Origin of the sequence: Schaalia sp. ORNL0103, from assembly GCF_019429565.1 — a bacterium.
GTDB lineage: Bacteria > Actinomycetota > Actinomycetes > Actinomycetales > Actinomycetaceae > Pauljensenia.
The window spans coordinates 64,384-76,975 of the sequence record NZ_JAHXSA010000002.1; the positions used below are offsets into that span (position 1 = coordinate 64,384).

The following is a 12,592-nucleotide window of genomic DNA, read 5'->3' on the forward strand; positions in this document are numbered from 1 at the left end:
CGCGCCACCACAACAATCCCCGCATGCGTAAGCTTGCCCGCGACGGCTGGATCTCGGACCAGCACGGCGCGTGGACGATGATGGCTTTCCCGCCGCTGCTCGGGTGGGCACTGTCCTTCACCTTTTCCTGGACGGTCGTCCTCATGCTGGTGGCGTGGGCGATGGCATTCCAGATGTTCTCCGCCGTGTGCCTGTGGGTGAAAACGCCCGCCAAGCGCCGCTCCCGCATTGCCCCCGCGGTCCTGACCTACGGCGTGCTCGCGGCGCTCCCCGGCGCCACCCTCCTGGCACTGCGCCCACAGCTGCTATGGTGGGCGATCGCTTTCGCCCCCCTGGCCTCGTCGGCACTCTACCTTGTGTGGAAGGGCCGCGAGCGCTCCCTGGGCGCCCGTGCGGCCTCGATCCTGGCGGGCAACATCATGGGACCCGTGGCGTTCTCGCTGGCGATCGCTGATGGTTCACCGTCTGCGGTGACCCTCCACGCGTGGGCGACGTGCGCCGCGTTCGGCCTGCACTACATCGGCACAGTTCCGCTGGTTCGTTCGATGATCCGAGGCCGCAAGGACCCGCGCTGGGCGACGGGTTCCACGCTGCTGCACGCTGCGTTCACGCTGTGCGCGGCCGTGGGGTGGTGGTTCGGCGCGCTGACGATCTGGCCCGTCCTCATGTGGGCGTGCCTGACCGCGCGCGCGTGGGTCATGCCGACGCTGAACCGGACCCGCACGCGTCCCTTCTCACCCAAGCTGATCGGCTTCAGCGAGCTCGGCTGGTCGCTTCTCCTCATCGCCTCGCTGCTGATCCCGTAATCCACTGCACCCCGGTGGGTGGTCGTGGGCGCGTCCGTTTCGTCGGGCGCGCCCATTCGCATGCTGACCCTACGCGCCGACGCCCGCGGTGCGTGCGAATTCAGCGGCCACGGACAGGAAGCGGTCGTTCTGCTCGCGCGAGCCGACCGAGACTCGCACGCCCACGCGGAAGGGGCGCACGATGAGGCCGACGCGCGCGCATGCCTCGACGAGGCCGTAGACGTCGCCGCGGATCAGGTAGAAGTTCGACTGGCTGTCGGGGATGTCGTAGCCGAGTGCGCGCAGGGCCGGGATGATGCGCTCGCGCTCGGCGATGATCTCGGCGACCGCGCGCTGCACGCCCTCGGCGTCCTTCAGGGAGGCGAGGGCCGCGGCGAGGGCGAGGGAGTTGACGCCGAAGGGGACGAGGAGAGCCTGGATCGCGCCGATCACCTCGGGATCGCCGATGGCGTAGCCGACGCGCACGCCGGCCAGGGCGTGCGCCTTGGAGAACGTGCGCATGACGATGACGTTGGGGTGTTCTTCGATGAGGGGGACCGCTGTGCGCACGCCGGGCTTGGTCGCGAAGTCGATGTAGGCCTCGTCGACGATGACCATGACGTCATCGGGGACGTCGGCGACGAAACCGGCGATCTCCTCGTAGGTGAGGGCCGAGCCGGTCGGGTTGTTGGGCGAGCAGACGATGACGGCGACGGTGTCGGGCGTGATCGCGGCGCGCATGGCGTCGAGGTCGTGGGTGGCGTCCGGGAGGAGCTCAACGGGCACGGGTTCGCCGCCCACGGAGGGAATGGCGATCGGGTAGGACTCGAAGGAGCGCCAGGGGAAGACGACCTGGCTGCCGGGCTGGCAGACGGCGGACAGTGCGGCGACGAGGATCGCCGAAGAACCAGTACCCACACACACCTGGTCGGCACCGACGCCGAAGCGCTGCGCGAGGGCCTCGCGCAGGGGCGCGGCCGTCAGGTCGGGGTAGCGGTTGATCGTCTCGAGTTCGCGGGCGATCGCCTCAAGCACCGCTGGGCTGGGCGGCGTCGGCATCTCGTTAGAGGAGATTTTGACGGCGTCGGGCGCGGTCTTGCTGGGGACGTAGCGAGGCAGAGAGGCGACGGCGGGACGGATGCGCAGGTTGGTCATGTGTGTAGTCCTATCCCATGGACTTGGACCATGCAAGCATCATCCCACTGCGCAAGAATGGAGAAATGGACTTTATTGCTCGTTTATTGGCCACGATGGCCGGCCTGTGGGTGACGACCCATCTGGTCTCGTCGATCTCGATCGAATCGTCGTCGGCGTCGCAAACCGTCATCGTTCTGGCGGCAGTCGCCCTGGTGTTCACTGCGGTGAACTCGATCATCAAGCCTGTGGTGACGACGCTGACATTCCCCCTGTACCTCCTGACCTTCGGCCTGTTTGCCCTGGTGACAAACTCTCTGCTATTTGCGCTGACGGGGTGGCTGTCCACGTCGCTCGGATTCCCCATGACGACGGGCGGCTTCTGGTCCTGCCTGGTCGGCGCGGTCATCACCTCCGTGGTGTCCTCGATCGTCTCGGGCATCCTGCGGGATAAGAAGGACAAGCGGGACTGACGTTTCGCTCCCTTCTCCGTCGAGGCGCATTACCCCTGGGTGATGCGCCTCGTTTGATAGTGGTGGATGGTGGTCTGCGTGTCCTGGGTGAGGCCGAGCGCCTGGGTACGGTGGGCCTCGGCGGCCGCCAGGGCGCTCAGACCCGGATCGGACGAGGCCCGGGCGGCGTCCAGGGTACTTCGGATTTCATCCACGTACAGCGGCGCGCTGTGCGAGGAGGGAACCGGGTCTTCGGGGTGAGACGCGGCCTCGTAGTCGTGGAACCTGACGGTCGTCACGTTGTCTCCGCGGGTCGCGTTCCCGTCCAGACCGGGGACGATGTCGCCCGAGTTTTCGTAGGAGAGGACGGGTACGTCGCTGGGCGCAACCGTCGCCGTGGGTGATCCTGCGGTAACGACGGAGACGACGTTGTAGCGTGCGCGCACGGCGGGGTCGGCGGCCAGCTGAGCCGCCATGATGCCGCCCTGCGAGTGGCCGGCAAACTCGACGGCCTCCTCGGGCGGAATGCCGGCCGCGTCCATAGCTTCCATGATCGCGTCGAGCTGATCCGAGGCCATTCCTGCCACGCCCTGCAGGTTGGTGGTCATGTCCTGGGGGCCCGACTGCCCGATGGCGAACGATTGGGTGCCTCGAATGTCGACGGTCCACGAGCGACTCGTCGCGCCATCCTCCCCCACGGTCACGTGTTCCTCAATGGCGATCTCTCCGTTGTCGGCGTCGCCTCCGTGCATGTCGACGATGTGCTCGATGGTGTCGGCGCTGGTAGCAACACCCTCGTAGTGGGTGTCGGGTGCCGCGTCGGGCATGGCCGCGAGCGCGGCCTGGGTGCGTGCGTCGAGGGTCCCGGACGGAATACGTGCGGCGGCCTCGCTGTGATGGACACGAGTGTTCCCGTCCGGTCCCCTCACGGCGACCCCGTAGCTGGCTCCATGCCCAGAACCCTTGCGGTTATACAGGGTGGCCGCCACCCAGGGCGCGGCGAGCGCCGCCATCCCGGACGCCGATTGCGTGGACGTCGAGTTCAGATCCTGGCTGACTCCCAGCCCGGACAGTGTCTGCACGACGCCTCGGAACGCAGGCAGGGAATTCACGTCGAGGGCGAACCTACCGAGGTCGCGCTGGAACAATGCCCCAGATTCCGCATCTCCGTGCCGCGCGAAGGTGATGCCGTCGATCACGGTGTCACATAGGTCTTTCTCTGCCGCCAACACCGCGAAGCCGGGCATAAGAACGGTGGGCAGCCAGGGGACCCCCGCGCTCGCGGAGGCGTCCTGAAACCCGTGGTAGAGCGCCACGCCGCCGGTGGCCAGGGCGCCACCGGGGCATAGGGCGAACGCTCCGAGGCTCCGCCAGCTGAGCTGCGCTCCCAATGGGCTGCCGGGTACTGCCTCCCACAGGGAAGCGGCGGCGTTCGCATCCGCGTACGTGAGGGCCGCGTCCTGCATCTTCCACCGCAGGTCGTCGACGCTGGACTCGAGGGCGTCGAGGGCGCTCAGGGCGGCGCTAATCGCGCCTATGAGGCCGGCCGCAGTCTCCGGGGCAAAAAGCGAGGCCAGGTCGGACTCGGCGAGGGCGGCGTTGAGCGCGAGGCGCGCGGGCCCGATCGAGAGGTTCTCTTCGTACGTGACGAGGGTGTGCGTGGCGCACAGCTCGTTGACGTCGACGCTGAAGGAGCCCGAGGACACGGACACGTGTCGGTTCGGATCGAAAGCCACGGTCACCACACTCCCAGCATGACGAGTTCGGGATGAAGTACGGCTGATTCGGCGGACTCAGAGAGGCTGCGCGCGAGGCCGTGCGCCCGCTCCGTATCGAAGGCTGGGACAAGGTCGAGGGCCTGTTGGATCTGGTCGACGACTGCCTGAGCGCCGGCGACGACCTCGCCGCAGCGCGCCCGGTAGGAGTCACCCCCTACTCCCGTCCACTGCGGGCACATCGCGCCCGCGAGTACCCCGCGCAGGCCGTCGACGAGGCCCTGGGCGGCTTGGAGGGACAGGCCTGGGCTGGTCGGATCGAGGATCATGGTGTCTCCCATCATCGGAAGAGTCGTTGCTTGTCCTCGCACGCTACGCCGCCCCACTCCACCACCACCAGCCGCGCGGCACTCCCTGTGGATAAGCGCCCGACGCCACCCACCCCTGTGGACGACACGCCCGGAGCCCTCACGCGCGCACCCACTCAGCCCCGGCCTCGTACGTTACCCACGCCACGAACCGCCGAGCGGACTGGGCATCCCGATGGCCCCTCGTTCTGGGAAGATAGGGGTATGAGCGACACGATGACACTGTTCTCCACTGCCCACGGCTATTCGGACCTGGCGGGCGGGGGTGAACCGCTCAGCCCGCTGGACGGCCGTTACCGCGCGGTGGCCGCGCCCCTGGCGAACTACCTGTCCGAGGCGGGCCTGAACCGCGCGCGCGTGCACGTCGAGATCGAGTGGCTGATTTTCCTCCTCGACAACTCGGTCCTGCCCGGCGCCCCGACGCTGACCGACGCCGAGCGCGACTACCTGCGCGCCCTCACGCGCGACTTCGGCGCCGACCACATCAAGCGCCTGGCCGAGTTCGAGGCCGTCACCCGTCACGACGTCAAGGCCGTCGAGTACCTGATCGGCGAATACCTCGAGGCGGCGTCCGAGAAGCTGGGCGAGGGCACGAATTTGCCGTCGCTGCGCGAGGTCGTCCACATCTTCTGCACCTCCGAGGACATCAACAACCTGGCGTACGCACTGACCATCAAGGCGGCGACCGAGCAGGTGTGGCTGCCCGCGATCCGCGCGCTCCTCGATCGCCTGCGCGGCCTCGCCGAGGCCGGTGCGGCCGTCCCGATGCTGGCGCACACGCACGGCCAGCCGGCAACCCCCGTGACGGTCGGCAAGGAGATGGCGGTGTTCGCGCACCGTCTGTCCCGCCAGATCAAGCGCGTCGAGGCCACGGAGTACCTGGGCAAGATCAACGGCGCGACGGGCACGTGGGCCGCGCACGTCGTATCCGTGCCGGGCGCGGATTGGCCGACGCTGGCCCGCTCGTTCGTGGAGGGCCTGGGCCTGACGTGGAACCCGCTGACCACGCAGATCGAGTCGCACGACTGGCAGGCCGAGCTGTACGCGGACGTGGCGCGCGCTGGCCGTATTGCCCACAACCTGGCGACGGACGCGTGGACGTACATTTCGATGGATTACTTCCACCAGAACCTGGCGGCGCAGGGCTCGACGGGATCGTCGACGATGCCGCACAAGGTCAACCCGATCCGCTTTGAGAACGCGGAGGCGAACCTGGAGGTGTCGAACGCGCTGCTGGATTCCCTGGGCGCGACGCTGGTGACCAGCCGCATGCAGCGCGACCTGACGGATTCGACGACGCAGCGCAACGTGGGCGTCGCGTTCGGTCACGCGGTACTGGCCTACGACAACCTGGTGCGCGGCCTGGATGGCATCGAGATCAACGCGGCTCGTATGGCCCGCGATCTGGATGCGAATTGGGCGGTGCTCGGCGAGGCCGTCCAGCAGGCGATGCGCGCCGCCGCAATCGCGGGCGCGACCGGAATGGCCAACCCGTACGAGCGCCTCAAGGAGCTGACGCGCGGCCACGAGGTGGGCGCGGAAGACATGCGTGAGTTCATCGCGGGCCTGGGTCTGCCGGCCGAGGTGGAGGAGCGCCTCCTTGCGCTGACCCCCGCGACCTACATCGGCCTGTCCGAGCGCCTGGCGCACTGGGAGGCCTGAGCTTCACCGGTTGGGGCGGCGGGTGCGCGGTTGGTCCGCGCCTCGCCGCCTTTCCCGTTTCTGCCCTGTATCGCCGAGGCCGGGGCAGGTTTACGAGCCCGACTGGGCGCCGCTCTGAGCGTCAGGCTGTGGGTCGGCTTGCGCACCGAGGGTGAGCGTGGGAAGGGGGTGCAGGTCCGGGTTCGTGTTGTCACTGACCGTCACGCGCACGCTCGGGAACGCCTCCTCCACCGACGGCAGAACGAACTGACCGGGATCATTCAGGGCGTGAGAGGTGGGCAGGCACGAGGAGTAGGAACTCATCTCGATACCGGTCTCGGTGTACTTGAACTCAGCCGAATTGCCGTCATTGTCTGTGAAGTAAATTCTCCGACTTCCATCATTCCGAAAATCGTTTTGTACCCACAGGCCAGACGTACCGTCACGCCGGTGGGCCCTGACGACCTCCTCAAGCCGATCAAAGGAGATCTGCGGAGCCACAGTGCTGTAGCCAAAAACCCGATAACCCTGCAAACCGCTGATCCCGCACGCTTGCACGTAGGGCAGGCCCATCACCGTCAGCTCGCCACCGGTCTCGGCGGCCACCTGCCCAGCCATGCGCGACAGCTCCGGCAGCCGATGGCTCATGTACTCCTCGAAACTCACCCGCTGAGGGAAGGGAACGAGCTCACCCTGGCGCGGCATGACCGCATCCCACCCGTACAAACCGGCCACCACCACAACCGCCGCGAGACCAACACGCACTGGCGTCCACTTCATCGCCCTCAACTCCCCGACTGCTGCTCGGAATCCGCCGCCACATGACGGAAAATCAACGGATTCTTCTGCTTATCAGCGTCGTACGCGTCGACGACCGTTAAGTGAGGGAACATCTCTTGCGTTGTTGGAAGCGCAAATTGGCCGTGGATGTCCCTCGAACGCAAAGACGGCAGGCACCCGGAGGAAAACTGGACAAAGATAACGTCATTCTCGAAGTGATCAAACAACAGAGAATTACCGTCCTGGTCGCTCAAACCGACGCTGCGCATGTGTCGCTCATCCCGAGGAACAGGATCAGACGTATACAGGTAGCCGTAGCGCTGAGCAGCTTCTCCGACAATCCTGCGCATATCTTCATATTCAATCAGCGGAAGATTAAAGCGGACCGCACGAATCTCGTACCCATTGACTTCTGACCGACAGGGTTGAGTCTCCGAGTGACCGACGTCAGCGATGACTCCTCCCGATTCCATCGCGACCTCCTCGATGATGCTCATATACCGAGGCATCGCGTCACTGACAAAGGCCTCCAACGTCTGGCGTTCAGCTGCGGGAACGCTTCCGCTATCCGGATAGGGGGCAGCGTCCGGCAGGCTCGGAATACACGCCGACACAACCAGAGAGGCGCAGGCGGCGCCCAGCAGTGTGACCAGCTGTTTCCGGCTCATAACCTCTTCTTCTTACCCGCGATGACCTCACCAATGTCTTCAAGAGAGTAGTTATGCTGGCCAGCTTTCGCCTTATAGAAATACGCGGAGTGATTCGCATATTTTTCGGCGTTTGGATCTGAGTTGTATCCGTCTCCCCCGGTCGCGTCACCCGAGAGGTGCCCGATTCCCTCGAGTTCCTTGGGGTCGCGACCGAAGTTAACATCGAGCCCCATCCCCTGCACCTCGTCGTGTAGCGGAATCGCGGATACCCACGTGTGTTCGGGGTCTACCCCCAGCGTCCCGACAGAATTCACCGCTGAGCCCGGGGAACCCGTGTACACGAAGTCATCGACGACGCCCTCTCCAATATCACGCATCGCGAAGCCGCCCGTCAGGGACCCATAGGAATGCGTGACCGGAGTTTGGTGCACGTCCATTCCCCGCTCTGAGCGCCACGAGTGGATTCCTGTCAGGAAGCCGTTCAGCTTCTCAGCTCCGGCCTGTGCCTTGCCTGGAGACGCGACAGACAGGTCCCCTGTCTCTGGACCCGGCGGCGCTTCGTACCCCATCCACGCGACCGCTGCGACACTTCCTTTTTCTGCACCGCCCACAGTCTCCGCTGCGTCGATCAAGTTACGCGCATACCCCAAGTTGAGGTCAGTACTCTTACGACAAGACGTGGTCATGCCCGGAACGAAGGTCGTTACATGCTTTGCGTTATCGACATCTCCAATAGCGAGCGCCGCACGCACGTTTTCTCCACGTTCACCAAACTCAAGAGCAACAAGTGAGATATCTTCACCCTCAAGGGCTTTTTTGACGGCTAGGAGATCATTCAGTTTATTTTCAGCGTTGCGATAGCGTTCAAGGCTTGCATCAACTTTATACGGGTTACCCCAGAATGAATCCCTATCCTTCTCATATGCAGCTTTCGCTTCGTCGTACTCCTTCTGTGCTTTCTCAAGTAGTCCCGGAATACGATTTCCCGCGGCGTCGCGGTGCCCATTCAACGCAAGCTCATTCGCCTTTACTCGCGAGGCCATGTCGATACCGTTGAGATTGCCGTACTTTTCGGGATCCTTGTTGATGAGCGCCTCGCGCTCGGACTCCGACAGGAGCGCCCACCACACGGAGACCTCCTCGGGACTCCACGAGGGGTCGGCGTCGTTTGCCAGGCCCGCAGACGCCGAGTGGCGCCCCTCGGCCAGGACATACTGGCCGTCGGCCAACGCCTGATAGCGTGGCCCCACCGTCTCCTCGGCTTCCGTCGCAATTCGCACTGCATCGTCAACACAATCGCGTAGCTCAGCAAACTTACTCGCTATCGGCTCAAACCTCGTTTCAGGCGCTGACGGTTGAACAACACCACTCTCCGGAATGTCATACCCAACTTCTGCCGCGACCTCCCACGCGGACTTCCGCTTCGCCACGACTCGGCTCACGTACCCGTGCAGCTCTGCGGTCGCCAGCGCGTATTCAGTGAGCTCATTGAGGCGCGCGTCCAGCTTGTCCTGGATCTCGGAGAGTCGCTCACGCATCCGGTCGGGCGCCTCACCCTGAGATCGGATGTCGTTCGCGGCGTGCTCGAGGTCGGCGATGATCTCGCGCGCCTCGCGCACCTCGGCCTCGATGAGGTCCTCGGCCTCGATGATGGCGTTGTGGTCCCAGCTCTGAATGTCCGCCCAGGTTGCCATTACTGTTCCTCCATCATGTGTCGCAGGTCATCCATCGTCATCGCCGGGCCACCGTGGTCGGTCTGTTGGAAGCTCACCGCAGCATCGTTTTCGGTTGCGTTATAGGCGTTGATCGAATCATTCACAGACTGGGAGAAATCATCCAGGTCACGCGACGCTGCCATGACCGCGTCGTCAATAGTCTCGCCCGCGCTGCGCCCCTGTCCTGCGAGGGGGCTCCCGCCAACCCCGGAGGAAATGTAGTCGCCCGCCGTCGCGACGGTCACCGACTGCAGTCTGCCGGACAGGTCTCTCGTGCGGTCGCGCAGGACTTCGAGGTCCCCTTCTTCGATGACAAGATCGCCGGCCATGATGCTCCTTTGATGTCATTTCGGTGCTGTTAAGCTAGACCCTACCAAACGGTCACAAGGCGAACAACAGCGCCCCCAAGGGGTGGGACACCCCGCCTCGTCAAAGAAACGAGGCCGACTCTCGCCGGACGGTCACGGCCTCCAGGCGGGGTCGCACTCGGGCGCGCCGTAGCGGTCGTAGAGCTCGTCGGGGCGCGCGATCTCGTCGGCGAAGCCGAGGGCGCTCATGTCGACGACCGTGTCGGTCTGCGCGCCAGGGGCCTCGAGATCGCCGGCCTCGTCGTGGGCGACGAGGACTCGTGCGCGCACGCTCACCGGTGCCATTTCGGGATTGTTCCAGGTTGCGCGGGTGATTGCGTCGAGGGCGCGCGTGGCGGCCTCGTGCTCCGACAGCGTGTCCGAGGAGGCCACGACAACGTCGATGGACACGAGGGAGGGGCGCCCGAAGCCCTCGCCGACCTCAACGTGGACGACGCGGCGCGGCGCGCGAGCCTCACCTGCATCGGCGTCGTGCGCACGCACGGGGAAGCCGGAGTCGAGCGCCGCGGTCGCCAGGTCGACGAAGCGCTGCGTGCGCCCGGTGCCCCTCGTCGAGGACAGGGCGCGCCACGCAATGCCCGCGCCCAGGGCACCCACGCCGAGCGCGCCGATCATGAGCGGCCCGGCGATCTGCGGGAGCCGCCCGCGCAGGCCGGAGGAGGCGGCCTTGTTGACGGGGGTCGAGACGCGCATCCATCGGCGCACCTCGCGCAGGGGGGCGTTGGGGTCGGTCATGACCTGTCCTTTCTCAGGGAGGAGAGGGCGGAAGCGATACGCGCCGGGAGGGCCGCGCGGCGCCGGGCTCTGGCGACGCGGGGCAGGCGGGGGGCCGTGACCGCGTAGTCGATCGGGTAGGTGGCGGGTTCGTAGGAGCCGCCGCGTTCGAGTGCGGCGACCGTGTCCCACGTGCTCTCGGAGGTCGGGGTCAGGATGTCCTGCCAGATCTCGTAGTGCATGACGCGCGTGGGCTCGTCCGGCGCGGGCAGGAAATCCTGCAGGGCCGCCATCGACGAGGCCAGCCGGCCCCACGGGGTCACACGCACCTTGCGCTCGAGGAGGCGGACGGTCTCGGTGTAGGTCGAGGAGGAGTGCGCGTAGTAGAGGGGACGGGTCCGAGGCCTCACGAGGCTGCGTCCGACGGTGACGCGCCGGTCGGGGGCACGGTCGGGCGAGCCGTCGAGGCTCGGCATGACGTCCTGGTCGTGGTAGACGGCGACGGTCACCACGTCGGGGCGCACGCGGATGCGGCGGTTCGGGCCGCCCGTGGACAGGATGCCGGCGACGTTGACCCCGGCCTCGTCGGGTGGGACGGAGGCGAGGGCGGCGGCGACAATCCCACCCTGGGAGTGGCCGCAGATGACGACAGGCTCGCACGACCACCGATCGGCAGGCACGCCGTCGCGCTCCATGGCGGCGTGCAGCGCGCGCACGACGCCGACGCTCATCGCGCTTTCCAGGCCGAGCATGAGGCGGATGTTCGTCTCGGCGTCGGCCGGGTTGTTCGTGGAGCGCCAGGTCATGGACTCGGTGCCGACCAGGCTCAGGAGCCAGCGGCGGGCCTCGCCCTCGCCGACACGGGTGATCTTGACGGCGGGGCCGATCGTGCGCGACCAGTAGAGCTCGTCGATATCGGCGCACATGTCGGAGAGCAGCGCGGGTGCGTCGACGCGGCGGATCTGGGCCTCGGGGTGGCCGGGCAGGGGGTCCTGGAAGGCGGGGTCTGCGTCGGAGTCGCGCAGGAGCGCGACGTGGACTTCGCCGCCGCGCAGGGCGCCCACTGCCGTGCCGATCGTCAGCATGCCGGTCATGAGGGCGTCGTATGCGCGCCTGGGGATGAGGGGCAGCATGCGGGCCATGCGCCCGTCCTTGTCCGCGCCGACGGCGACGACCGCTCGCGCCCAGGCGCGCCCCACGGTCGCGGTGCGCCGCGCGACGTGTGAGAGGGAGCGGATGAGGAGGGTGTCGAGGCCGGGGTTATCGAAGAAGATGCGCTGCGATTTTTCGCTGATCGCGGTTCCCATGGCGTCGGAGAGGGAGCGCGCGCGGGCGCGCACATCCTGCGGCAGGGCGGAGATGTCCGCGAGCGCTCCAACTGCGACCGTGGCCGCGAGGGCGGGGACGATGGGTGCGACTTTGAGGCGCAGGTAGAGGCCGGGGTAGGCCTGGGGGACGCGGCGGATCGCGCGGTAGCGCCGACGCGGGCGTCGCTTCATGTCCCCTCCCTCCCTGTGTGCTGTCTCCACCCTACGGCGGGCCGGGCCTGGGCGCGCCGCATTGGGGGATGCGTGTCGCCACCCCCACAGCGCTCGATTGTCGACACCCCTTGACACCCATACCCCCTAGGGGTACCATCACTTCCATGAGCAACGAACACGGCTACCACGGCAACACCGAGAATCATCTCGCGCGCCTGCGCCGCATCGAAGGCCAGGTCCGCGGCCTGCAGCGCATGATCTCGCAGGGAGAGTACTGCATTGACATCCTCACGCAGGTTTCGGCCGTCCAGTCCGCGCTCGATTCGGTCGCGGTCAACCTGCTCAAAGACCACATGAACCACTGCGTCGTCACGGCGGCGCGCGAATCCGACGAGGCCGCGCAGGCCAAAGTCGACGAGGCGGCCGCGGCCATCGCACGCCTCATCAAGTCCTAACAACAAGGAGAAACCATGACCACCGAAATCGATCGCACCATTGAGCTGTCCGTCGACGGCATGACCTGCGGCCACTGCGTAATGAGCGTCAGCGAAGAGCTGAGCGAGATCCCCGGCGTGAAGAACGTCGACGTGATCCTCAACTCGGGCGCGACCTCCAAGGTGACGGTCCTGACCGACACCCCCCTGGACGACGCGGCGCTGAGCGACGCAGTGTCCGAGGCCGGCTTCAAGCTGGTCGGCATCTCGCGCGACTTCTGAGGTTTTCCGCACCTCACCGACGAGGTCGGGGCACTTTCCCGGCCTCGTTTCCTTTCACCCGATACATACCCCC

General features: G+C 66.3%; 14 protein-coding genes. 5 read left to right on the plus strand and 9 right to left on the minus strand.

Going from position 1 to position 12,592, the window contains the following annotated elements; all coding sequences use genetic code 11:
- Positions 1–23 precede the first annotated feature (23 nt).
- Complete coding sequence (locus tag JJJ16_RS07560) at positions 24–806, plus strand: YwiC-like family protein (protein WP_219752054.1); 783 nt, start codon at positions 24–26, stop codon at positions 804–806.
- A 69-nt stretch (positions 807–875) separates the two neighbouring features.
- Here the strand turns inward: JJJ16_RS07560 and hisC are convergent, their stop codons facing one another.
- Positions 876–1,940: a histidinol-phosphate transaminase gene (gene hisC / locus JJJ16_RS07565; RefSeq protein WP_219752055.1), complete on the minus strand. Its 1,065-nt coding sequence runs from the start codon at positions 1,938–1,940 to the stop codon at positions 876–878.
- 65 nt (positions 1,941–2,005) lie between these two features.
- Here hisC and JJJ16_RS07570 point away from each other — a divergent pair, with 65 nt between their 5' ends.
- Positions 2,006–2,392, plus strand: a complete 387-nt coding sequence (locus JJJ16_RS07570) for a phage holin family protein (protein WP_219752056.1) — start codon at positions 2,006–2,008, stop codon at positions 2,390–2,392.
- A gap of 29 nt (positions 2,393–2,421) precedes the next feature.
- Here the strand turns inward: JJJ16_RS07570 and JJJ16_RS07575 are convergent, their stop codons facing one another.
- Positions 2,422–4,116 carry an alpha/beta hydrolase gene (locus JJJ16_RS07575; protein WP_219752057.1) on the minus strand — a complete coding sequence of 565 codons (1,695 nt, stop codon included), beginning with the start codon at positions 4,114–4,116 and terminating at the stop codon, positions 2,422–2,424.
- Positions 4,110–4,457 (minus strand): hypothetical protein, encoded by a 348-nt coding sequence (locus JJJ16_RS07580; RefSeq protein WP_318836538.1) that lies wholly within the window; start codon positions 4,455–4,457, stop codon positions 4,110–4,112. The genes JJJ16_RS07575 and JJJ16_RS07580 overlap by 7 nt, the downstream gene beginning before the upstream one ends.
- 201 nt (positions 4,458–4,658) lie before the next feature.
- Between JJJ16_RS07580 and purB the strand changes: the two genes are divergently transcribed.
- Positions 4,659–6,116, plus strand: a complete 1,458-nt coding sequence (gene purB / locus JJJ16_RS07585; RefSeq protein WP_219752058.1) for an adenylosuccinate lyase — start codon at positions 4,659–4,661, stop codon at positions 6,114–6,116.
- 90 nt (positions 6,117–6,206) lie between these two features.
- Here the strand turns inward: purB and JJJ16_RS07590 are convergent, their stop codons facing one another.
- From JJJ16_RS07590 to JJJ16_RS07615, 6 genes are all read right to left on the minus strand, one after another.
- Entirely contained in the window at positions 6,207–6,875 is a 669-nt protein-coding gene (locus tag JJJ16_RS07590; RefSeq protein WP_219752059.1) for a DUF4853 domain-containing protein, read from the minus strand.
- A 5-nt stretch (positions 6,876–6,880) separates the two neighbouring features.
- A complete protein-coding gene (locus JJJ16_RS07595) occupies positions 6,881–7,543 on the minus strand; it encodes a DUF4853 domain-containing protein (protein ID WP_219752060.1) in 663 nt (220 codons plus the stop codon).
- Positions 7,540–9,219: an alpha/beta hydrolase gene (locus JJJ16_RS07600; RefSeq protein WP_219752061.1), complete on the minus strand. Its 1,680-nt coding sequence runs from the start codon at positions 9,217–9,219 to the stop codon at positions 7,540–7,542. The genes JJJ16_RS07595 and JJJ16_RS07600 overlap by 4 nt, the downstream gene beginning before the upstream one ends.
- On the minus strand, positions 9,219–9,569 hold the full coding sequence (locus tag JJJ16_RS07605) for a hypothetical protein (protein WP_219752062.1): 351 nt from the start codon (positions 9,567–9,569) through the stop codon (positions 9,219–9,221). Before JJJ16_RS07605 ends, JJJ16_RS07600 begins: the two co-directional genes overlap by 1 nt.
- Positions 9,570–9,701: 132 nt before the next feature.
- The gene (locus JJJ16_RS07610) at positions 9,702–10,343 is read right to left on the minus strand and encodes a pyridine nucleotide-disulfide oxidoreductase (protein ID WP_219752063.1); all 642 of its coding nucleotides are present in this window, start codon (positions 10,341–10,343) and stop codon (positions 9,702–9,704) included.
- Entirely contained in the window at positions 10,340–11,821 is a 1,482-nt protein-coding gene (locus tag JJJ16_RS07615; RefSeq protein ID WP_219752064.1) for an alpha/beta hydrolase, read from the minus strand. The genes JJJ16_RS07610 and JJJ16_RS07615 overlap by 4 nt, the downstream gene beginning before the upstream one ends.
- Before the next feature lie 146 nt (positions 11,822–11,967).
- Here JJJ16_RS07615 and JJJ16_RS07620 point away from each other — a divergent pair, with 146 nt between their 5' ends.
- Positions 11,968–12,258, plus strand: coding sequence for a metal-sensitive transcriptional regulator (locus JJJ16_RS07620; protein WP_016460585.1), 291 nt, complete (start codon positions 11,968–11,970; stop codon positions 12,256–12,258).
- 15 nt (positions 12,259–12,273) lie between these two features.
- The gene (locus JJJ16_RS07625; RefSeq protein WP_009054619.1) at positions 12,274–12,519 is read left to right on the plus strand and encodes a heavy-metal-associated domain-containing protein; all 246 of its coding nucleotides are present in this window, start codon (positions 12,274–12,276) and stop codon (positions 12,517–12,519) included.
- Positions 12,520–12,592 lie beyond the last annotated feature (73 nt).